Here is a 22,336-nt window from a genome sequence, read left to right as displayed (position 1 = left end):
CCTTTTTGGTGGGGAACGTTTGGATATTGGTTCATTCATCTGCTGAATGAACCCTTATTATCAGCTGCTGAATATTCGTTTTTTTTCACCTGCTGATTCAACCGAAAAATTCACCTGCTGATTTCCCTCCAATATTCAGCAGCTGAACCTCCAACCGCCCCCATAAAAAAACCACACCCATCAGATGTGGCCCACCCATCTATATCACTTTGATTCCGAAATCAAATACTTCTCCCTAAACGTCGGACTAAGTTCACTCCACACATCGAACTTATTGCCATCCACATCATAAAAAACAAAATTCCTCCCTGAGTGACCTCTGTCCTCAATCTCTCCAACCTTCATCCCACGACGAATAAAATCCCCGCGCATGTTTTCTAAAGCTTCTAACCCGTCCACTTCAAATGTCAACGAAAAGCGTTCCTTACCATGGACATCTATAAAGTTAGCACTCTCGCTTTCTTTTGATTTAACAAGAAAGATACTCTGGTTGGCAAGATTCAAAATAGCCTTATCTTCATCTTTGTAGTTTAATTCTGCCTCCAATTTGGTTACGTACCATTCCGAAGAAAGTTCCACGTCCGCCACTGGAATATAAGTCGTTCCTACTCTTACTAATTTTTCGTTCATCAATGATCCCTCCAATAATTTTGTATTAAAACGATTCGTTTTACTTTTTCCGGCCAATATAAAGCAAGTGAGATGAAATGCCAAGGATATAAGGATCTGTTGCTCTTTCTATAATCAAATCAATGATTTTCCTTACTTCGTCTTCTCCTTTTTCTCTCCAGTAGTTCCAGTTGTCATGATTCAAAACAGTGCCTGCATTCGAACCAATCAGCTCGATCGTTTCAAATCCGTTCTCTTCCATAAAAGGATTGATGTCTTCTATTTCAAAATAATAGGCCCCTGTAAATCGCCCTTCATCTGCATGATTAAAGCAGCCTGATTGGGAAAATTGCAGTATATTGTCCATTTCATCATGGGGCTTCCAATTGTCAGGAGATAGAAGCGATGTGAGGATGTGTCTGATCCTCGGCATAAACGCAACAAAGACCAGTCCATCCTTTTTGGTCACTCGGTTTAATTCTTTCACTGCCCTTACACGGTCGTTTTCTTCCTGCAGATGGTACATAGGACCAAGCATGAAGGAAGAGTCAAACTGTTCATCTTCGAGCATGTGAAGGTCTCTGGCATCCGCTGCATGAAACCCTTCAAATTGTCCTTCTAGATGGAGTTCCTTTGCTTTACCTTTTGCAATATCAACTAATCGTGGGGTCAAATCGGTCAGCGTCACCTTATGACCAGCTTTGGCAAGTTCCATTGAATATTTCCCCGGTCCCGCTCCGTTATCAAGAACCGACCCTGTACGGGACAAATTTTTCATTATGTAATGCCAATTCACCTGGAATTCAACAGGTTCACGTTCAAGTCTTCCCCATTCATCAAACTGATTGTAATACTCAATGATCTTACTCAGCACTTCCACCCACATTCCATTTTTTACCTAATATATTCGCTGCAATTTATGTCAAATCCTGCCTACTACCTACTTTTTTTAAAGAGACCTTTGGTTGAGCTACATATTATGTAGTTGATTAGAGGATATCCACATTCTTCATAGAACTTATGTATAGACTATTAAATAGAATAGGAGAAGATACGAAGTGAGAGATCAATTAATCCCGGCCATTATTGCTTTTGTTTTAGTCTCAGCTTTATCCCCTCTGTTCATTGCACTCTTACGAAAATTAAAGCTCCTGCAGCCGATACGAAAAGAGCTTCCTTCCAATCATCAAATAAAAAAAGGTACACCGTTAATGTTTGGAATCATTCTCTTTATCGGAATTATCGTATCGTTATTTTTTTCACCTACGCCCCTGATGTTTTTCTTGGCCATTACCTACATTCTATTCAGCTTCATTGGCTTTTTGGATGATTTTTGGAAAGCGTCCCGTCAAGATCCCGGCGGTGTTTCAAGTAGAACGAAGCTTATCTTCCAATTTCTATTTACGGGTACCCTGCTTTTCTACTTGATGAATGAACAAGGTATAGATACGACCATTGGCATCTATCAAGATTTCTCTTTTAATCTTCCAATCGCCTTATATCTCATTGTGATCACACTATTTGTCGTGGGCTCTGCCAATGCGATTAATTTTACAGATGGATTGGACGGTCTATTAGGAGTGGTTGCGATTCCGACCTATTTTTTCTTTTTTATGATTTCGGACAATAGTGAGGTACAGCTATTTTGTTTAGTCATGATTGGCTGCTTACTCGGCTTTCTCATTTATAATATCTTTCCTGCCCGGGCTTTTATGGGGGATACAGGGTCATTGGCGATCGGGGGCTCCCTTTCATTTCTTGCCGTTATTGAAAAAGTGGAGATTCTCATTCCCCTCCTATTCTTTATCTATTTTGCTGAACAACTTTCGGTTATTCTGCAGGTTGCTTCATTTAAATCGAGAGGGAAACGAATCTTCAGAATGACTCCGATTCATTATCACTACGGCTTAAAATACGGTTGGGGTGAAACGACCATTGTGACAGCCTTTGGGTTTGTGTCGTGGATTTGTACGTTTATCTGTTTTGCTTATTGGAAATTTGTTCTCTATCCCTGATTGAAAACGGAGGAGGATGGACTATTTTCCTTTCTGCTGCTTTAAGGATATAAAAAGAGGTGCTCTCTCTCGGAGAACACCTCTTTTTCTTAGTAACACATATCATCCTCTTCTTCTACCCGTTCCACCGTGGTTCTTGGAGTACAGAACGAACCAAGGACTTCGAGGGTGACCGGGTGAAGGATTTCAATTTCCAGGCAGGCGATGAGTTGAATTTGTACCTGTTCCCGGGTCAGACTTCCCTTCTTTTCCCTACATTTAATATCTACAATGGAGCAGTTCACATTTCCGGGATCAATTCCTTCAGGTAAGCAAACGGCGATCCTTTTATCAAAGAAGACCGGTATTTCCATCGTGCAGGATTCTGCTTCACTTACCCGGGATTGGATGGTCAATTGAAGCGCTGCTTTCCCACGAATCTCCACATATCCCGGTGTCCCTCTTTCAAATCCGATGACTGAACATCCTGCGGGGGTTAACTGACAAGAAACCTGTATGCCCTCTCCCCTTCTTAGGAGTTCATCAACCAGCTCACTGCAGCCTTCGGATAACCAAATATTTTGCGTTGCGTTTTGGGTAGCAATGACCCAATCATATACCTTGTCTACGGCAATGCATTCAGGTCTCAAATTTGATGGTGGAGGGAGTACTTCTCCTAACTGAACATTCAGCACCCGATCCTCACCTTCTTGCAGAGTGATGCTCACCTCTTTCACCGGGTACCCCGGTGCCGTAAACCTGATGATGAAATTCCCAGGCGGCAGCCCTAACAAGATATAGAATCCAGTGGGATCAGTTAAGGTTGATCGTATCGGGACTTGGGATCCAATTGGGAAAATCTGTACAAGTACTTGTGAAATCGGTGCTCCCGTCTGAATGTCTGTAACATATCCCCTGATACTGGCAGGATTGTCTTCTAGCAAGAAGTTGAGCGTTCTTGTGGTCCCACTGATGAGTGTGACCGTTTGGAACTGACTTTGATATCCTCTTGCTCTAACAACGATGACCACTTCTCCTCCAGGCAGTCCTGAAAGGGTATAGTTCCCATCCATGTCCGTAAGCGTCACACCCAGTAATCTTCCATCGGTTGTAAAGACTTGGATAAGGGCATCTTCAATGGCCGCCAGTGTACGTGCATCCCTGACATTTCCGGTTATCGTAGCCGGATTTGATTCTAGTGCAACATTAAGGATGGCGATTTCCCCTTGACTAAGGGTGATGCGGATTGTCTGGCTGACATATCCGTCTGCGGAGAAAATGACATTGTAATCACCTGCCGAAAGTCCGGTTAGAATATACCTTCCCTCTTGATCCGTTAGAGTTGAAGCCACCACAATTCCTGACCCACTGATGACCGTGACAACAGCGGCACTTTGAATGGGTGTTCCCGTCCCAGCATCCGTGACCGTGCCTGTCAGGGTGGCGGGCTGGCGCCCTAGCTCTACATTGAGGGTTCTCGTTTCTCCATTTGTAAGGAAGATCCTGAATACTTCACTGGTATAGTCATCTGCAGAGAAGACCACCCGGTACTCACGGGGATCAAGTCCAGTAATCAGGTACTGCCCTGAGCTATCGGTGAGGACAGAAGCTACGGGGAGTGTCGTCCCTACCCTGAATACTTGGACAAAGGCTGATGGAATGGGGAGATGATTGACTCTGTCCCGCACGGTTCCTCTAAGAACTGCCGGTTGGTTCGATAGACTAAAGTTAAGAATTTCCGTTTCACCTGGTGATAACGTCACAACCGCTAATTGATCCTCAAACCCATCTGCGCTTGCTATGGCGGTATATTGACCTTCCGCTAACCCGGTAATCACATAAGTTCCATCTTCATCCGTCAGGGTGCTGGTAATAAACACACCGTCTGAGTTAAAGATCCTTACTAATGCGCCTTGGATTCCAGTCGCAGTTTGTGCATTGAAGACAGTACCTGTGATTCCGGCAGGATTAGGATCTAACGCTGCATTCACTATTTCTGTCTCATTCGGGATAAGGATGACAGGAATGATGACTGTTCCATACCCGTCTGAAGAAATGACCACATTGTAACTACCGGTTGGTAAATTGCCGAGGGAATACGTTCCATCGCTCGATGTCAGGGCGCTTCCAACGACGATATCTGTATTTGGTATCACCACTTTGACGAGTGCTCCGCTGATCGGGTTCATTGTAACCGAATCTCGTATCGTTCCTTGAATCGTTGCCGGGAACGGGGTAAGGGCGATATCCAGCACCTCCTCTTGACCAGGTGCTAAGAAGACATTATTAACATTGATGGCGTATCCTTCAAGTTGGGCAATGACATCAAACGTTCCTTGAGGCAGCCCTTCTATTAAATAATTTCCGTTTTCATCCGTAAGGACCCTCCTTACTAATATACCTGTGCCACTTGCATAAACCTCAATGATGACACCTGTCAAAGGAGACCCTGTAACGGCATCCACGACATTTCCACTGAGGCTAGCAGGATTAGCCAGGAGATTGAAATCTAGTAAGGTGGTGGTGTTGGGTTGAATGTTGACCTGCTGGAGCAATGCCTGATACCCCGTATTGATCGCCGCAACGGTATAGGTTCCCTCTTCCAGTCCAGGTATGACATACTCCCCGTCCACATCCGTCTGTATTGTGGCGATAACGGTACCCTGGCTGTCAATGACTCTTACCAAGGTATCGGATAAAGGTTGTAAGGTTTGCGCATCTCTGACCGTCCCCGTTAATGAACCGGGATTCGGTGTGAGAAGAATTTCAACATTGGTGACCCCTCCGCTCATGACTTCTGCAGAAACTGCGGAAGACCCGTAATTCGGATTGCTTCCCACCAGTACATAGATCAAAGGGGATAAAGTGGTTGTCTGGAAGAATCCACTCGAATCTGTGATGGTGGTGAAAATGATCGGACCGGTTCCGGAAAGTTCACGAACGACTACAGTGGCTCCTGCTATTGGAGCGAGAGTAACCGAATCCCTTACGAATCCTTGAACGATTCCAGGGTTTGGACGTAAAGCAAAGCTCAGGAAGCTGGTTTGGTTAGATGTGACGATCGCTCCTGCCGTCTCCGGACCAAATTCGGCTGCATTTGCCACCACGGTATATACTCCAGGGGTGACTCCGGCAAACGTGTACTCCCCATTTTGATTGGATAAAGTGGTTTGGACAAGTACATTTGTGACATCGTATAGTTGGATGACGGCGTTCGGGATAGGATCTCCGTTTGCAAGATTCGTAACGAATCCTTGAATCTGTCCAGGATTTGGAGAAAGACTGAGTTCAGCAAAGAGAATGTCGCCTGGTCCTCCGATAACAGACTTCGTATCTGTCCCGAATGTGGCTGCATCCGCCGAAATATTCAGCGTACCTGCCGGCAATGAGGTGAAGGTGACGATTCCGTTCGCATCCGTAATCCCGGTGGCAATCGTGATATTGTTGGAATGACGAACGGTGACGGTCGATCCCTCTATCGGAGTTGAGGTATTCTGAATCAAGACCTGCACTGAGAGGGTCACAGGGTTTGCGGCTAACACGTTGGTAACGGTTGTAGTTTGATTGGATTGAATAATCGCCGATACGGTGGACGACGAATAATTCGGGGCTGCAGCTGTAACGAAATACGTGCCTGGTGCAAGAGAAGGCACTGAATACGTCCCGTCAGAGTTGGCGAAAAAGGTGACAACGAGCACATTGTTTTCATTAAAGACAGAGATTTGATTGTTATTACCCGTTATAGGATTTCCGTTTGTATCCTCCACATTTCCTGACAGCGTGCCGGGATTCTCCCCTAAGGCAAGATCCGCTCTCGTAGCTGAGTCACTTTGGACGATGGCTCCGATCTGTTCTGTAGTGAAATTCAATTTCGATGCCGAGACGATATAGGATCCCGGAGCCAGTCCACTGACAGAATAGTTACCGAATACGGATGTCGTTGTCGTTGCTACAGGGATCTGGGATATCCCGTCAATAATCACTACCGTTGCACCGGCAATGACATTGCCAGTCGTCAGGTTGGTGATCTGCCCATTGATACTTCCGGGATTCGGAATCAATGAAATATTGACGTCGGTTAAATCCTCCCCCACTCCAAGACTGACTCCTGTGATCACCTGACCAAATCCAGGCGCATTGGCCACCACCGTAAAAGAACCACTCGGTAAATTTCCTATAACATAGTGACCGGATGCGTCGGTAAACCCAGTACCAATCAGGATATTATTCTGATCAAATACTTGAACGGTTGCATTCCCGATTGGAGTTCCCACATTATCGGTTACGACTCCGGATACAGAGCCGGGATTAGGTGTCAGTGTTAACGAGACTGAAGATGTTTGGCTGGCGAGAACCGAAACCCCAGCCTGAGCAGTAGAGTAGTTTGGAGCTGATGCTGAAACTGTATATGTGCCTGGTGTCAAGTTATTAAAAGAGAAAGTACCATCTTGATTGGCCACGACAGAATCGATCAGGACATTGTTTACGTCCCTTAACTGAATGATTGTGTTTGGAACGATAGGAGTAACGGTTCCTGTAATCGACCCTGGGTTAGGAAGCAAAGAAACCGAGACAGGTGTTGTCTGTCCTGAAGAAACGAGAGCACCGACTGTACCGTTCTGGAAATTAGCAGCGAAAACATTCACTGTATAGTTATCCGGTGCAAGTCCTTCTACCATGAATAGTCCATTTGAATCCGTCAGTACCGTCGTAATCAGATTACCGGAGCTGTTGACAATATTCACGCTTGCTCCTGCGATCGGGTTGCCTCCCGGACTATCCACAACGGTTCCGGTTATCCTTCCAGGATCAGGCTCCAATGCCACACTGCCATCAACGGTTTGGTTGGATGATACCTGCACAGATGCAGCGTTGGTCTGGAAATTCAGGGCCGATACAACGACCGTATATACCCCCGGTGCCAACCCATTCACGACATATTGACCGTTATTGTCGGTTAAAGCTGTTGCGATAACCGCTCCACTGGAGTCCACCACCCTCACCTGAACATTTGCGCCAATGATCGGGGTTCCTGTTTGAGCATTGGTTACGTTTCCTGCAATGGATCCTGGATCGGATGCCAAATTAAAGTTCACAACGCTCGTCGTATTGGACGTGATCGTCACACCTTGAGTGGCTGCTTGATAATTGGTGGCTGCAGCGACTACTGTATAATTTCCGGGAGCAAGGTTCGGAACTGTATAGGAGCCATCTGATGCTGTAACAGTTGTGGCAACGATTATGCCCGTTCCTGTGCTGATTTGCACGGTGACACTTCCACCTGCAATCGGATTATTATTGGTATCCCTGACAAAACCGGTCAATGTACCGGGATTCTCATTTAAGGTGACATTGACTGTTGTCGTCTGACCACTTTCAATCATGGCAGCAACCGTTTCCGTCGTATAATTTGGTGCACTGACAACAATGGTGTAGCTTCCAGGAGGAAGGCCGGGCACCATATATTGCCCATTTGCATCCGTGATCACTGAACTTATCTGGATATTGTTCTGAAATACTGTTACCGTTGCTCCGGGAATGGCTGCAGCATTAGGGTCTTGAACGGTACCAATCAGCGCACCCGCGAGCCTCGATAACGCAGCATCTACAATGGTAACTGTATTTGATACGACGATGGCACCGAGTGATTGAGTCGCATAACCACTCGCTGTAAATAAGAGGGTATATGAACCGGGAGTAAGACTGGTGAAAGAGTATTGCCCACTTCCATCCGTTGTGGTACTCGCTACAATGACATTTTGACTATTGATTGCCTGTACGGATGCACCAGAGATTGCCGTCAAGGTGTCGGCGTCAACGACCGTCCCTTGAATGGATCCTGGATTCGGATCCAGGAAGAGGTTGGTGATTGTGGTATTTCCGGCTGTGACTGTCGATGAGACCGTCGTAGAACTATAGTTAACAGCAAAGGACCTGACCTGATACGTTCCAGGTGCTAAATTATTGAAGGTAAATTGACCACTACCGTCAGCCGTCGTGGAAGCAATGAGCACACCATTGGAGTCCAGAAGTTCTAAATTGGCAAATGGGATCGCATTATTAGTAGATGCATCACGGACCGTACCGGATATTGCACCGGGATTGGCAACCAGTGTGAAATTGACCACCGATGCCTGATTCGGTTCTGTCACCACGGCTTTCGTCTGAGATTGGAATCCTGCGGCAACGACAGAAACATTATAGAGTCCGGGTGTCACATTCGTGAAGGAATAGTTACCGGCTACGTTGGTGGTCGTGCTATCCACCACCGTACCGGAATTATTAAGAAGCTGAACGGTCGCATTATTAATGGGACCACCATTAGAGACGTTCCCTGTTATCGTACTCGGCAGAGGTACGAGGGCAATATTAGCCGTTGTTGAAGCCCCTGCCGTCGCAGTCGCATTCACTGTCCCCGTTACGTAATTCGTTAAAGACGCTTGAACCGTATAGTTGCCCGGGACTACATTTGTAAATGAATAAAAACCACTTGAATTGGTTTGTGTTGTCGCAATGACGCTCATTCCCTGGAGAAGGGAAACAGTAGCATTCGGAAGTACCAATCCGGTTGTCTGATCCGTGATGGTCCCGTTGACGGTTGAGCTTTGTTGTACGTTAATCGTAACCACGGAAGTGTTGGACTGAAGGCCGGTACCTGTTGAGGAATCAAAGCCTGATGCCTGTACCCGATCTAGGTTTCTTGTTCCACTGGTTGTATAGGCTCCACTAAGTGTGAATGTCAATGTGGCCGTGGTCCCTGGATTAAGGTTGCCAATGTTCCAGGTCAATAACTTAGTAGCTGGATTGTACGTGGTGAGCCCTTGGGAGGTCGTATTCACCACAAAGCCGGTTACGGTATCCGGACCGATGATATCATCCAGAAAGACCGACGTGGCTTGTGAAAGGCCGGTATTCGTCACAGTGAGAGTACCTGTCCAAGTTGCCTGCTGACCAAGTAGAACGGACTGGGGACCTGAGTTCCTTACTTTGTTCGTTGAAAGCTTTGCCCTGATATCGGCTTGATTTGGAGTAATTGGGTCTGTGAATGCATTGGCGAAAGAAAATCCCTCACTGGTCCGAAGCGAATCTTTATTATAATTATTAGAGTTGGCTGATGAAAAGTATACAGCACGTATAGCGGATGAAGCATTGATTCCTAAGAAAGAAAATACTGTGCTTGCAGGAAGGAACCAATCAAGGAAATAATCCTGATCTCCTCCAATGCTTGAATCGGCAGGCGTGACCCTGGCATAATCAAAATTGGTGATCGATTGAGTAAAGTTAGGGTTCCCCCCACCAGTCCCTTCGGCTGGATCATTCCACGAGTTGACCAGTTTCACCGTATTCTGAACCAAGCTGACTCGGTTATTCAACCCGTCCACGTTAAACAGCCAGTCGTAAGTCCCGGCGACACCGGTAGTATTTATTAATACTCCCCATGAAAAATTTCTGAAACCTGTTAATTGATTGTTTCGGGGATCACCGTTCAATCTTAAACGAAAATACACATTCTCTCCGTCATATGCAAGAAAACCCGCAGGAAAAGTGGAATTCCCTACAATGTCCGTTGAAACGGGACTCTCATCTCCTAAGACATCAAATAAGGGTGTACCTCCGACTATAACAGGGGTATACTGCGAATTACTGGGAAATGTCACAGAAAAAAACCTCCTATACATGATATTGTCTTTACTATCGTATGGAGAGGTAAGAGAAGTGACCTGTTCAAACGTCTAATAGAATGGAACTAATTAGTACTTTTCCCCCTGAAAATCCACTTTGCCTGCTTTCTGGTAAGTCGGAGTTGAGATTCCTGCAGCCTTTTCCATCTTCCATTCTGTTGCACCGTAACGGGTAAAATAATTTTCCAACAAACGATTCCTCTTTCAAAGACGTTATAAAGGCTTCTATTTCCAGTAGAATAAAACGGAAAACCTAAGGTGATTACATACTACTAAAATTGTGTTTTCCCTAATAAAGTATAGAAAAGGTGCATTTCCAATAAAGAAATGCACCAAAGTTATAGGTATTTAGACCAAACAGCTAAAATCCTTCACCATTTCACTGAATTTTTCTTGTTCCTCTAAATGAGGGGAATGATTGCTATTCTCGAAAATATAAAATGTTGAATTCGGTACAAGATTAAAAATTTCCTCCGAATACACAAATGGGCATTGAGAGTCGTGTTTCCCGCAGAAAACAATTGTCGGGGTTTTTATGTTCGAAATATCCTCTCTGATATCGTATGTTGGCAGTTCGTTCAAAGCATAATACTCCAACCGTTTCTGCACCACTTTTCCACTGCTTGGCTTAGAAAAGTATTCATCATATCTGCCTGGGTCATTCAGAGACATTTTCGTCCATTCCCTGCCTGCATGTACCCGTTCTTCTTTTGTTGCATTATCGGATTGGAGGATGGAAAATACCTCTTTCAATCGATCGTTATGCGGATTTTCATCGCAGTAAATACTTTCCTGATCATTCACATACTCCTTGGTAGCTGAGGCCCCGCCTACAATTAATCGGTTCAGAGAATCCGGATGATCAGCAGCATAAACCAGCCCCAACATCCCGCCTGTGGAATGGCCGGCATAGTTCCAGCTATCATATCCCAAAGCTGATCGGATCGCTTCCAGATCCTTGCTGGTTTCACTCATACTTAACTCGTCTTCATCCTGAATCTCAGTGCTATTCCCCGTTTCTTTCAAATTGACAAGATACACTTTATAGTCTTCCACAAACCGGTCAGCAAAGTGGTAACCCCGCTCGTTAAACTCGCTATACAGATGAGTCACACATAATGGTTCTCCTTTTCCCGCCTCAAAGATTTCGAAATCTCCTCTACTTGTTTGAATCAGCTTTTGTTGCCACATACTTTCTCCCCCATTCTCTTTTTTTGTATCATTATTTTTAATGTATTGGGTATTTTTTCTTAAACACTACTACCTATTAGACGGAAGCCAAAATGGAATAGTTTCAATTATTCTGTTAACTTTTGTTTTATTTTGATTTTTAAAGGTTACAGCTGCAGATCGTCATCTATAGCTATTTGTAATCGCGAACTTAAACTTCTTTTGAGCCGACTCAGCAAGCCGTTGTTCTAGTATGATATACGTCTTATGAAAGATAAAAGTTTCGAAAAATTAGGATCATTTTATAAATGCGGGAAGTGAATATGTAACCCTCTGGAATTCATCATCATTCCTAGAAATGAAAGAACCTTTATTTCTTTAGAACAGAAAGAGCCTCAGCAGCCTTATGGGCAAAACTCAGTGGAGGTTCCACGGATTGAAAATGGATGTACATAATATCGGGATTGGTAAAGAGCCAATGATTGTGAAGAGCGCTGATGATTAATCCTTTTTGGATAAGCAGTTTCGAGAATGCAGGGATTTCTTCTTCCAACAAGACAACCTCCCCGAGATTCAATGCGTGTCCCTCTGTATCAAGTGCCTCAAACGAAAATCCTGCCTTCAGCTCCCCTTTGCTTTGCCTTCCCTGTATCATTATATATAAATGTCGATCGATCGATACGGAACATACCCCATTTTGCACCTTGGCTTTTCCCTGCAGAATTCTGCCGTACTCCGTGCACAATTCATGAAAATGGTTCATAAACTGAATCACCCTTTTTGTTTCACTCTATTCCTAAAAAGATAGGAACATGCAATGTTTTGGGAAAACAATGGGAGGAGAATAGATCTTTGAATTGAATGTAATATAGTAGACGAATAGAAATAAGAAGGTGTTTTGTATGACACGTTTTAATTTTTTCCGACCAACCATCATGCCAAGTCCCTATACGGAATATAAGGAATTTCAACCTGCACCTTTTCTCCGCCCCTATATTTGTTGCTATTGGCTTGCCGCCCCCTATAAGAAGCAAGCTCCTCGATATTCATATGACATCATTCCAGACGGATGCACCGATATCTTATTTGAATACGAACGTCTGCATCAAATGAGCACCCTTACATACTACGGAATTTTTGATGGATATTTTCGTACGTCAGGAGAGTATAATCCCGATAAAATTACCTTTGGCATAAGATTTTATCCTGGGAGTTCTGCTTATTTTATTAGGGAGACCGCCAAATCTACTGCTCAATCCATGGTCGATTTAAATCTATTAAACAATTCTTTCATTCAACAGCTAAGTGATCACCTGCAGAATGCAAAGGGTATTGCTGAGATGATTTCGGGTTGTGATGAGATTTTCACTGAAGCTTTAGAAGATCAGGTTCATTTAAGACAGGACCCTACTCTTAATAATATTTTATTTAAAATTGTGTCCAGGCGTGGAACAGCGACTGTGGAGGAAATCAGCAGAGAAGAAGTCATTGGGAGCAGAAAGATGAATCGCCTGTTTGAAGAACGCATCGGATTGAGCCCGAAGAAGTTCAGTCAGGTCATTCGCTTTCAATCCATCTTGAATGATTGGGTGAGGCATCCATCCAGAAGTGATTTTGCTGAGGCGTACTATGACCAATCCCACTCCATAAAGGATTTCAAGAAGCGAACAGGAAAAAATCCTTCTCACCTGAAAGTGTCCGATTTTTACAATACAGTCTTTCACTCTTCCGATAACATTTAACGTAAGCATATAAGGAGGTAATAGAATGAAAACACATATTGGAGTCACATTCCAGATTCGAGTCACAGATTATGAAGAGGGACTAAATTGGTATAAAGAGCTATTCAATCGGGATCCTGACTTTATCCCCCATGAGGATTTTGCCGAGTGGGAAATTGTAAAAAATGCGTGGCTGCAAGTGGCAAAGGGAAAGCCTGCAGTCGGGAATGGTCCGTTGCGTTTAGGTGTGCACGATATCTATTCTGAACGTGAGAGATTGATAGAATCATTGAATACGACAATAGAGGAAGTCCAAACCCGGGAAGGAGTACCGGCAGCCTGGTGTACGTTTAGCGATCCGTATGGTAATTCAGTTGGGTTGTTTGAGGAATTAGATGGATAAAGGCAGAGCGGGAAATGCTCCCGCTCTAGACCTGTCCCCAAGACCCCGACCTCACCGTTTCCAAAAAACGCCGGGCAGCTGGAGGCAGGGACAGTTCGCTATCCAGGCTTACTACGGCGATTTCCCTATAGAGATCCGGCATATCGTTTGGTTTGAGCTGAACCAATGTTCCTTCTTCTAAGAAGGCAGAAACCATTGATTCTGTAAGAAGCGCGGTTCCCCTGTAGTTCTGGACAAATTCCAGTGCCGTAGCAGGCGGCAATTCGATCGCGTCACTCCCGAATGACATATGGGTTCGTTGCCAATGCTTACTCTCCTCGCTCCAATCCGTCATGATGTATGGTTTGCTCGTTTCAAAAATGTCCTCTACCCTATAACTCCCATCCTCCATCCCGCTTAATGGCTGATCACGGCGGGCAACGAGGATCAGGGGTTCTTTTATACTAAAAAGCTTTTTCAAATCTTTATTAAAGTAGGGAGAAGTGATCATTCCCAGCTTGACGCTTCCATCATAAAGCATGTCGATGATCTGTTGATTATGACCGGTATGGATGGCTATCTGGATATCTGGAAATGTGGAGTACATTTCCCTCACAATCGAGGTAAAATGTCCCGATGTAAATGTGGGAAGGGTTCCGATCGTGATCTCCCCTCTTTTACCTTCTTTGATTGACAACGCCCTTTTTCGCCCTTTATGCAATACTTCGAGAGCCTGCCTGGCATAGGGAAGGAAACCTTTCCCCAAATCCGTCAGCTTCATCTGTTTTCCTGCCCTGACAAATAGATATCCCCCGACATCTTTCTCTAACTCTTTGATCCGCAAACTGACAGTAGGCTGTGACACGTCCAAGTATCTAGATGCCTTACTGTATGAACCGAGCCTCGCAACAAGCTCAAATGCAATCAGCTGATTGATTTCCAATTTCACCTCTCCTTATTATAAAAATATTTTATAGTAACTATAAGTAATATAGGATTGTTTAATAGTTATAAGAAAATTATAGTGTAAGTACACAATAAATAAAAGGAGGGCGTTTAATGAATGTAAAAGCAAAATTCCAGCACCTCATGGACACCCAGTACAGCCGGCCCGCTGGAGTGCTCGGATGGTTCATCGGAGAGAAGATGATCCGCCAGCATAAGCCTGAAACCCTCTGGACCATCGAGCATCTTCAGCTTCAGGAAAATGAACGGATCCTTGAGATAGGATGCGGGGCAGGATTTGCGATGAAACAGATCGCTTCATTGAATGGAGGTCACAATGTCACCGGATTGGATTTGTCAGAAACCCTTCTCCAGTCAGCTGCATTACGCAACAGAAATGCCATTAAACAAAAGAGAATGGCACTAGCTCACGGAAGTGTAGAAGAAATGCCCTTCCCTGATGAAGAATTCACAGCCGTTTTCAGCATCCATTCTGTTTACTTCTGGGAGGACCTGTTCAAATCATTGGTGGAAATTGAAAGAGTGTTGTCTCCTGGAGGAACCGTCATGATCACGCTTTGCGATGGCAAGGACGGAGAAGACTGGGATTCAATCAAGAAGATGATCCAAAGTGAATTGCTCCCGATTATGGAACAATTGAAGTTTATGGACCTTCGCGTGTTGGAAGGACCCGAGTCGCGTGGGTATCATACGGTAGCTGTATGTGGGGTCAAATCATCAATTCTATGACTCGATATTCAGAAATAGAAAGCCATGGGGCGGGTACGTTGGTTCACAACGGACCTGTCCCCATGGCTTTTTTATATAAATTGATAATTCCGATCTGTTTCTAATTAACCAACCACTTTAAAAACCACCCCAGATTCTGCTCCATAATAGCCCGGTGTATTCCTGGTTTGTCAGAGCTGTATCCCATACCTTCAAATACGACTAATTCTGTCTCGACTCCCATATCCTTGAGTCCTTTATAGAGTTCATAAGCATTGGGAATGGGGACTCTTGCATCCTTTTCACCATGTTGGATCAAGGTGGGCGTAGAGGCAGATTGGATATAGGTCATGGGTGAAGCTTTGGCATAGATTTCCGGGTCATTCCACGGTGTTTCTCCTACATGCATCCTGATAAAGGAAGGCAGATCTGTATTCACGTAATTCGTGACCCAATTACTTATTCCACCTCCAACTGAGGCAGCCTTGAATCGATCACTATAGATAGAGCAGAATGCTGAGATGAATCCACCCTGGCTCCAGCCCATCACCCCGACTCGATCTTGATCTACAATCCCCCGGTCCACGAGTGCATCGACACCGGATATCACGTCCTCGCAGTCACCGATTCCCAGGTTTCGATAGTTCGCCTTTAAGAAGTCATTCCCATATCCTGAACTACCTCTGTAGTTTGGTTCCAAAACGATGAAGCCCTTGTCAATAAAAAACTCAACTGGATATTTTTCATTGAAACAGCTTGAGTGGATGGGGAAAGAAGCCCAGTCTGGACCGCCATGGATGAAGACCAATAAAGGGTGTTTTTTATTCCAGTCAACGTCTTTCGGGGTTGTTAGAACTCCTTCTATTTCAAGGCCATCACTGCTGCTCCATGAGATGATCTCCCTGTTACTTGTACGTCTCCCCTGGAGAAGATCATTCACATTGGTGATTTTTTCACCATTAGCATAGACTTCGAATGTTTCATTGGGTGCAGCCTTACGATAGGCCAGATGATTTCCATCCCCTGTGATAGAGGCTTCCATAATGCAGCCATCCGATTTTCCACTTATCATGTCCAACTTCCCATCTTCAGATAATAACCCTATACGATAATTCGTTTTATCCTGCCACATCAGTAGAATCCCTTTAGCTGTCCAGCGTATGGGAACAACCGCATGATCAAAGTCCAGCAATGGTTGAATCCGCTCACCATTCGTTAAATCATAGATTACGAGGGTACTGTCCATGATATGTGTCTTATAGTACTCTTTCTCCCGTATGCTTGCCGTGTAACAGATTTTCGTAGCTTGAAGAGAAAAGCAAACGCTCCCTCCCACTACCTTATCTCCATCCAGCTTGCGCAATTCCCCACTTGGGCGATTGAGTAGGTAGAGTTCTCGATTTTGACCATCCTCCCCATCCGGGCTTGACGTAGCCATAAACACCACCTTTTCCCCATCGGATGAAACATCGAATTCTTGGATGTGACAACCCCTGCTGTCCGTCAGTGGATACGAGACATGTTCAATTAAATCCACGTACCATAAACAATGATTTCGATAATCCTTGCCTGCATAGTGGAATTCTCCATATTTCTCCCTGCGCTTCCTGATTTCCTTAGATTCCGGTGCTGGTGCAACATAGTAAAATCCCTTGCCCGAAGGATGCCAGTTGAATTGAATGATCCCATCATTCTCATCCGTGACTTGAACCCTTCCTTCACCATTGAACCCCTCCACAAAGATTTGATTCCCCGAGTTCCCGTCACCATCTGAAAGATAGGCTAAACGGTTGGAATCCGGCGACCATAGTGGGGATATCCCCTCTGTGAATGGGATGCATTCCCCCTTGTTTTTTTCATATATCACGATGGAATTCCTATATGTATTCTCTTCCCAGTCAGCCGTGTTTTTGACAAATGCTACGTGGTGGCCATCCTCACTTATGTGCAAGTCTGATATGGCAGGTATGGAAAGAAGCTCTTCAATATTTAAATATGTATCACTCTTATTCATTCAGATACCCCTTCATCTTGAATTACTTAAAATGCTTTCGTACATACCGGTCTTTCAGACGTGTGGAAAAGGTCATTGACTTGATTCACGCAGGCTGGATTCGATATGTCTGCTTTGCCCCATTTATATAAAGAGCGAAAAGTCACAGCCCCCATGATCATCGAAGAAAACTCAGAAATATCCATTTGCACGACAGTATCGACTGACTGTTCATGAAAATGTTGAATCTCTCCATTTGAAAACGTCACGGTGAAGTTCTTTGACTCGTCATCTTGCAGGTCGTCCTGTATTTCAAATCCTACCGTTATTGAAGTATTGCCGAATCGGTGCTTCTTCTCGTACAGCTCCAATAATAACCCTTTACAATCGATAACCCTGTACATCACACCAACCCCAAGGTTCACTATATGCTTATTGTCAACAGAAGGCGCCGTATCAAGCATGGTGTCCACCCCACTTTCAGGTGAACTCAGAAAGTGAATGAGATCATCTTGGTTAGAATTGATGATGACTCGTTTAAATTGATCGGCCTGTTGATGTAAAAAAGTAGATAATTCTTCAATCGCTTCCCTTGTTTCAAAGAATAGCTCATGAATGTAAAGGTCCTTCCCCTTGCCTTCATACAAGACATAACCAAGTACTTGATCATCCTGTTTAAAACCAACCACTTTTCCAAAGTTAAATGGTCGATTCAATTCCCGCTCCGTTGGAAATCGTTTCGTCATCCCATGCGTTTTTTGATAGACACGATTGTAACAATCCAGAATGAGTTCTCTGTCTTCATAGCTTAATTGTTTTAAATGCTCTTTACTGGAAGCATTCTGAAAAGAGGATGGGCTGACATAATATTGATAAACCTGTGTCCCCATTCCAAATCCCATCCTTTTATAGAATGCAACGTTGAACGGATATAGCATCACAAGATGATGACCTTTGGACGTATTAAGCTCATAAAAATACTTGATTAGTTGATACGCATTTCCCTCTTTCTTATGTAACAAATCAACGGCAAGCATCCCGACTCCGCCCACAGGAATGGTGGTTTGGTTCAAGTTCATTTCAAATAGAAATGACCTCATGCCAGCCACTAAATCCTTCCCTTTGAACAACCCATATAAGCTTTCGCTCGGTGTTTCTTCGATATGCCCCTGCAGCCATTGGTCGGCATTTAAACCAGGGAACGCCCCATTGGCAAGTGAACAAAATGATTCGTATGAAGAATGATCGATCTCCTTTATTTCCTTCAATTTGAAGTCCCTCCCTAATTCTGAAAGCCTGTGAGAATCTTATAAACGGATTTCCATCAGCCTTGATTTAGTCTTTAAATTCATGGATTCATAGAATTTAATTGCATCTTCGTTAAACTCCCATACACCTAATTCCAGTGAATCGGCCTCTATCGTCTTTGCGTACTCCACTATTTTCCCGAAGAATACTTTCCCCAAGCCTTTTCCTCTGAACGTCTGATCCACACCAAAGTCGTCCATATAGACCACTTTCTTAGGAATGAGAATCGGTCTTTCAGTGGTATTCTTGACCGTGATGATGGTATAGGCGATGGGCTGGTCTTCTTCTAATACGAATACCTTCGTGTTTTCTCCATCTATTAAACTGTTAAAATACTCCTGGTCTAACGTGGTGTCTGCGATCCGGTAATGATCTGGTCTTTTCTCTGTATGCATTTCGTGCACTTGTCTTTGGATTCGATGAACCGCATCGTAATCGTTTTTGGTGGCTTCTCGGATATGTATATTCAATCTATTCTCCTCCATGATGGCACTAATATTTCACCTTTTATTAAACCGCTCAGTCGATTCCTCCAGCATCTTATCATCTAATTCCTCAACCGCCTCTTGCGTTCCATCTTCCATGACCATCTTCACTTCGACATCTTTTTTATCACTGACGGCATACCAAAATTGTTTATCGCCTTCCACCTCAATGATTTTGGCTTTCTTTCTCCCTGCAAATACTTCCTTTATGGAAGAGTCACTGATTGCACCGGAATAGATATACGATTTCTGATGCATGGCAGACCATTTTACAGGCGTATCCCATTCAGCTCCCCTTGTTTGCTTCCATTCCCATTGACCCTCTTTTTGTTTGAAATAAGCGATAAAGACTTGGTCTCCCCGGGGATTATGTTCTGTAAATACGGCAATTGCATCGTTTGGTTGGATGACCTCTTCCTCTTTGTGAATGAGAGAATAGGAATAATTCACTTCCTTATCATATTCCTTTGCATTTTCCTTCATTTCTTTATGGAAGAACTCTTCAAATGTGGGCTTATCAGAACATGCGGCCAAAATAGCGATGAGGGTGAATACAGATAACAAAATACCTTTTTTAATAGTAAACATCCTTTCTTTGACATAGCCCCGTCAAAATCTTGATTCATTGGTATAATCAAGTTTGAACCTCACTACGAATGGACTCAAAAGGGAGCTGATAAGTAGTAATAGAATTCCAATTCCAAGATTCAATAAAATGTTTTGGAATGGAGGAAGGAACAGGAGAAAGAGTGTCGTCGGTAAATACAACAGACTAAGCATGAACCTAGCCTTCATCGTTATCAAGTGCTCTTGATTGCATGCATGACAGCGGAACGGTTTTATGATTGGCCCCCATAAATAGCGGTAGACCTTTTTCCATTGGAATTGGGTATGACAATTCTCGCAGTGCTGCAAAATCTCATTCCCCCTTTAAAAAAATGTGAAAAGCTGAATCTCATTGAAATAACCTTCAGCTGTTTAATGAGCCCAGTGTCACTGAAAGGTTTTACCTTCCGTCTCCTCTAACCATCGATCAATCGCTTTGACAGGAAAGTAGTACTCATATCCGATTTTTATGTAAGGAATATTACTTGTAACAACGCCATCTTCTGTTTTAGGATAAATTTTTCCTAATTCTTCGTCGCTTATGCCTAAATATTTTTGTAATTCCATTGAACTCAATAATTGAGGTTCCTCTGTTGAATTCATATTTACTGTAACCTGATCATCTGTATTGTGAGAGTCACTTTTTTGTAAGGCATTCGAAATCATCCATGCCCCAGTTAAAATACATACACCTAAACTGATGAGAGAAATGTTGGTTGATCGTTGTTTCATCGTATCCGCCTTTCAGTAAAGAATCATCTTCCAAAAATAACCATTATTTCAAACCTTTTTACTTATGGCAATATTCACTTTCTTATGAATATAACTTATTATTTAGTTTACACGACCTGCAAGTAACCCCATTAACCCCTCTGCTGTATCTTTTTTACTTATGTACGTTTGGGGAGGCTGACATTTTGAAACAATAAAATGCTCTGCATTTTCACCATAGAGAGACCCCGTTTTATTCGCAACCATGAATGTTGCATTGGACGTCTCCATCCGAAGGTTAGCCCGTTCGAATAAGTACTCATGATCATCTGTATGCTCTAATTTAAATCCGACAAGTAGGACGTTTGGATTCCATTTTTTTATTTTTGATAATACTTTTGGGGCCTTTTTAAAATGAATGATCGGGGGTTCATCACTCGTAATTTTTCCTGTCTCCAAAATCGGATTCCCTCGTTGGTCCAATATTTTATCGACTACCCAATCCGATCCGGCAGCTGCCATGATCACCACATCAATAGGCTCAGATTGTACAATCGATTTGATTTTCTCACCTAAATCTTCAATGCCCTCAAATTGTATCAATCGCATGTTCCCATGGTTTTCAGGAAGCTTTGCAAAATAGCCGTGTAAGTAAATGACCTCTGCTTCATGGCTCAACGCTTCTTCCGCTAAATAACACCCCATTGTCCCTTTTGCTAAATTAGTATGTCCCCTAACCGTATCCCATTTCTCGAGCGTGCCTCCGCTTGTTATCAGGATCTTTTTACCTTTTAATAAACTCATGCTTTCACCTACTATTTTCTTAAGTATTCATATGTAATCAAGAACCCAAAATGGCAAAAACGGATTGTTCATTCCCAAAGCGTTGAATCTTCTTCTCCAACTTCATCCCTACTGACAGTAATAGTTTGCAAGACGCCTTATTTTGTGACTGTGTTTCGGCCATGACTTTGTCTAATTCCATGGTATGAATCCCATAATGCAATACCTTATTAATGACTTCTCTGCCGATGCCCCTCTCCCAGAATTCAGGTAACAATTGATAACCGATTTCAGTGTGAATTCCGTCATGATAGGTATCAAGGAAGACCAGGCCGATAAATTTCTTGGAACTTTTATTGAAAATAGTCCAATGATGTTCCTTATTGGGTGAATGGATCATTTCATGAAATCGCTGTTTAAATGATTCTTCCTTAACGGTTCCACCTAAATATTTTCGTACCTGCTCGTTGTCGTATAATTTTTTGATATGGTGAGAGTCACTTTCCTTTAACCTATGTAATTCGCATCTTTCTGTGGTCAACAATGGCTTCACCCCTTATTATTATGTAGGCTGATGCTTGTTAAGCGATTCAGCTATACCCCATATTGTTATTAATATCTAATCTTCCTATAGACTCCGACACCCAGATAATATAAGAGACCAATCCCCATAATGATCACCCCATATACCATGAACCCTAATCCTTCAAATCCTCTAATAAAGACGATACCTGTTACAAAGGATATATAGCCTATAATGGATATGGATAAGGGAAGAATGAACCCTCTTTTACTTTTCGCCATGAAGAAATGAATCGAACTCAGAATCAATATTGCTGTCAACACTGATACTGCAATCACTGCATCCCCATAGTACTGCCACCACATGGAAACGTCCCCCTTTCGAGTTAAGCATACCTAAGTAATATTACCGCCTCTATTACTTCTTTAGATACTTTTTATACCTTTTCTCATTTACTATCCAGGAAATAATCGATATTACTAAGCCGATTATGATAGATTGATAAATCAACACGCCTACTGGTGATTCGGTATTAAAGACCACCTTAAACAACATGAAAGTTAGAAAACAAGCGCCGCCCGTCATTAATTACTGAAATAGGATATATTTAAACTTTCCTCCTCTCCTCGTTTTCTCCCACTTTTGCATATATACATTCATAACATTCCCCCTTCATTTCTTTTTCCTCTCGTCCC

The 22,336-nt window shown here is 43.4% G+C and carries 19 protein-coding genes; 4 read left to right on the top strand and 15 right to left on the bottom strand.

Annotation, left to right across the window (positions count from 1 at the left end; all coding sequences use genetic code 11):
* Positions 1-204 precede the first annotated feature (204 nt).
* Both NQ095_RS08765 and NQ095_RS08760 read right to left on the bottom strand, forming a co-directional pair.
* A complete protein-coding gene (locus NQ095_RS08765) occupies positions 205-630 on the bottom strand; it encodes a VOC family protein (RefSeq protein WP_258263102.1) in 426 nt (141 codons plus the stop codon).
* Positions 631-670: 40 nt separating this feature from the next.
* Complete coding sequence (locus tag NQ095_RS08760) at positions 671-1,480, bottom strand: class I SAM-dependent methyltransferase (protein ID WP_258263163.1); 810 nt, start codon at positions 1,478-1,480, stop codon at positions 671-673.
* A 187-nt stretch (positions 1,481-1,667) separates the two neighbouring features.
* Between NQ095_RS08760 and mraY the strand changes: the two genes are divergently transcribed.
* On the top strand, positions 1,668-2,624 hold the full coding sequence (mraY, locus tag NQ095_RS08755) for a phospho-N-acetylmuramoyl-pentapeptide-transferase (RefSeq protein WP_258263101.1): 957 nt from the start codon (positions 1,668-1,670) through the stop codon (positions 2,622-2,624).
* Between the two features lie 89 nt (positions 2,625-2,713).
* Here mraY and NQ095_RS08750 read toward each other — a convergent pair whose 3' ends face one another.
* From NQ095_RS08750 to NQ095_RS08740, 3 genes are all read right to left on the bottom strand, one after another.
* On the bottom strand, positions 2,714-10,261 hold the full coding sequence (locus tag NQ095_RS08750) for a carboxypeptidase regulatory-like domain-containing protein (protein WP_258263100.1): 7,548 nt from the start codon (positions 10,259-10,261) through the stop codon (positions 2,714-2,716).
* Positions 10,262-10,633: 372 nt separating this feature from the next.
* Positions 10,634-11,476: an alpha/beta fold hydrolase gene (locus NQ095_RS08745; RefSeq protein ID WP_258263099.1), complete on the bottom strand. Its 843-nt coding sequence runs from the start codon at positions 11,474-11,476 to the stop codon at positions 10,634-10,636.
* 349 nt (positions 11,477-11,825) lie between these two features.
* The gene (locus NQ095_RS08740; RefSeq protein ID WP_258263098.1) at positions 11,826-12,218 is read right to left on the bottom strand and encodes a DUF1259 domain-containing protein; all 393 of its coding nucleotides are present in this window, start codon (positions 12,216-12,218) and stop codon (positions 11,826-11,828) included.
* Between the two features lie 139 nt (positions 12,219-12,357).
* On the opposite strand from NQ095_RS08740, the gene NQ095_RS08735 reads away from it, so the two are divergent.
* On the top strand, positions 12,358-13,197 hold the full coding sequence (locus NQ095_RS08735) for a DUF6597 domain-containing transcriptional factor (RefSeq protein WP_258263097.1): 840 nt from the start codon (positions 12,358-12,360) through the stop codon (positions 13,195-13,197).
* A gap of 25 nt (positions 13,198-13,222) precedes the next feature.
* Positions 13,223-13,579: a VOC family protein gene (locus tag NQ095_RS08730; RefSeq protein ID WP_258263096.1), complete on the top strand. Its 357-nt coding sequence runs from the start codon at positions 13,223-13,225 to the stop codon at positions 13,577-13,579.
* 25 nt (positions 13,580-13,604) lie between these two features.
* Here the strand turns inward: NQ095_RS08730 and NQ095_RS08725 are convergent, their stop codons facing one another.
* Positions 13,605-14,501 (bottom strand): LysR family transcriptional regulator, encoded by an 897-nt coding sequence (locus NQ095_RS08725; protein ID WP_258263095.1) that lies wholly within the window; start codon positions 14,499-14,501, stop codon positions 13,605-13,607.
* A gap of 116 nt (positions 14,502-14,617) precedes the next feature.
* On the opposite strand from NQ095_RS08725, the gene NQ095_RS08720 reads away from it, so the two are divergent.
* A complete protein-coding gene (locus NQ095_RS08720) occupies positions 14,618-15,253 on the top strand; it encodes a class I SAM-dependent methyltransferase (RefSeq protein WP_258263094.1) in 636 nt (211 codons plus the stop codon).
* A gap of 100 nt (positions 15,254-15,353) precedes the next feature.
* On the opposite strand, the gene NQ095_RS08715 is transcribed toward NQ095_RS08720, so the two are convergent.
* The 9 genes from NQ095_RS08715 to NQ095_RS08680 all read right to left on the bottom strand — a co-directional run bounded on the left by NQ095_RS08715 (position 15,354) and on the right by NQ095_RS08680 (position 22,006).
* The gene (locus tag NQ095_RS08715) at positions 15,354-17,246 is read right to left on the bottom strand and encodes a S9 family peptidase (RefSeq protein WP_258263093.1); all 1,893 of its coding nucleotides are present in this window, start codon (positions 17,244-17,246) and stop codon (positions 15,354-15,356) included.
* Between the two features lie 26 nt (positions 17,247-17,272).
* Entirely contained in the window at positions 17,273-18,493 is a 1,221-nt protein-coding gene (locus NQ095_RS08710) for a GNAT family N-acetyltransferase (RefSeq protein ID WP_258263092.1), read from the bottom strand.
* A gap of 39 nt (positions 18,494-18,532) precedes the next feature.
* Entirely contained in the window at positions 18,533-19,003 is a 471-nt protein-coding gene (locus NQ095_RS08705; protein ID WP_258263091.1) for a GNAT family N-acetyltransferase, read from the bottom strand.
* Between the two features lie 30 nt (positions 19,004-19,033).
* A complete protein-coding gene (locus tag NQ095_RS08700; protein WP_258263090.1) occupies positions 19,034-19,606 on the bottom strand; it encodes a hypothetical protein in 573 nt (190 codons plus the stop codon).
* Positions 19,607-19,627: 21 nt separating this feature from the next.
* A complete protein-coding gene (locus tag NQ095_RS22570; RefSeq protein WP_375162823.1) occupies positions 19,628-19,933 on the bottom strand; it encodes a TIGR04104 family putative zinc finger protein in 306 nt (101 codons plus the stop codon).
* Between the two features lie 78 nt (positions 19,934-20,011).
* Positions 20,012-20,356 (bottom strand): helix-turn-helix domain-containing protein, encoded by a 345-nt coding sequence (locus tag NQ095_RS08695; protein ID WP_258263089.1) that lies wholly within the window; start codon positions 20,354-20,356, stop codon positions 20,012-20,014.
* Between the two features lie 102 nt (positions 20,357-20,458).
* A complete protein-coding gene (locus NQ095_RS08690) occupies positions 20,459-21,139 on the bottom strand; it encodes a phosphopantothenoylcysteine decarboxylase domain-containing protein (protein WP_258263088.1) in 681 nt (226 codons plus the stop codon).
* A gap of 37 nt (positions 21,140-21,176) precedes the next feature.
* On the bottom strand, positions 21,177-21,662 hold the full coding sequence (locus NQ095_RS08685; RefSeq protein ID WP_258263087.1) for a GNAT family N-acetyltransferase: 486 nt from the start codon (positions 21,660-21,662) through the stop codon (positions 21,177-21,179).
* A gap of 68 nt (positions 21,663-21,730) precedes the next feature.
* On the bottom strand, positions 21,731-22,006 hold the full coding sequence (locus tag NQ095_RS08680) for a hypothetical protein (RefSeq protein ID WP_258263086.1): 276 nt from the start codon (positions 22,004-22,006) through the stop codon (positions 21,731-21,733).
* Positions 22,007-22,336 lie beyond the last annotated feature (330 nt).

This window comes from Rossellomorea sp. SC111, assembly GCF_024733565.1.
In the GTDB taxonomy this organism is placed as follows: domain Bacteria; phylum Bacillota; class Bacilli; order Bacillales; family Bacillaceae_B; genus Rossellomorea.
Note: the sequence above shows the minus strand (reverse complement) of the source record. Positions and strands in the feature narration are given on the sequence as shown.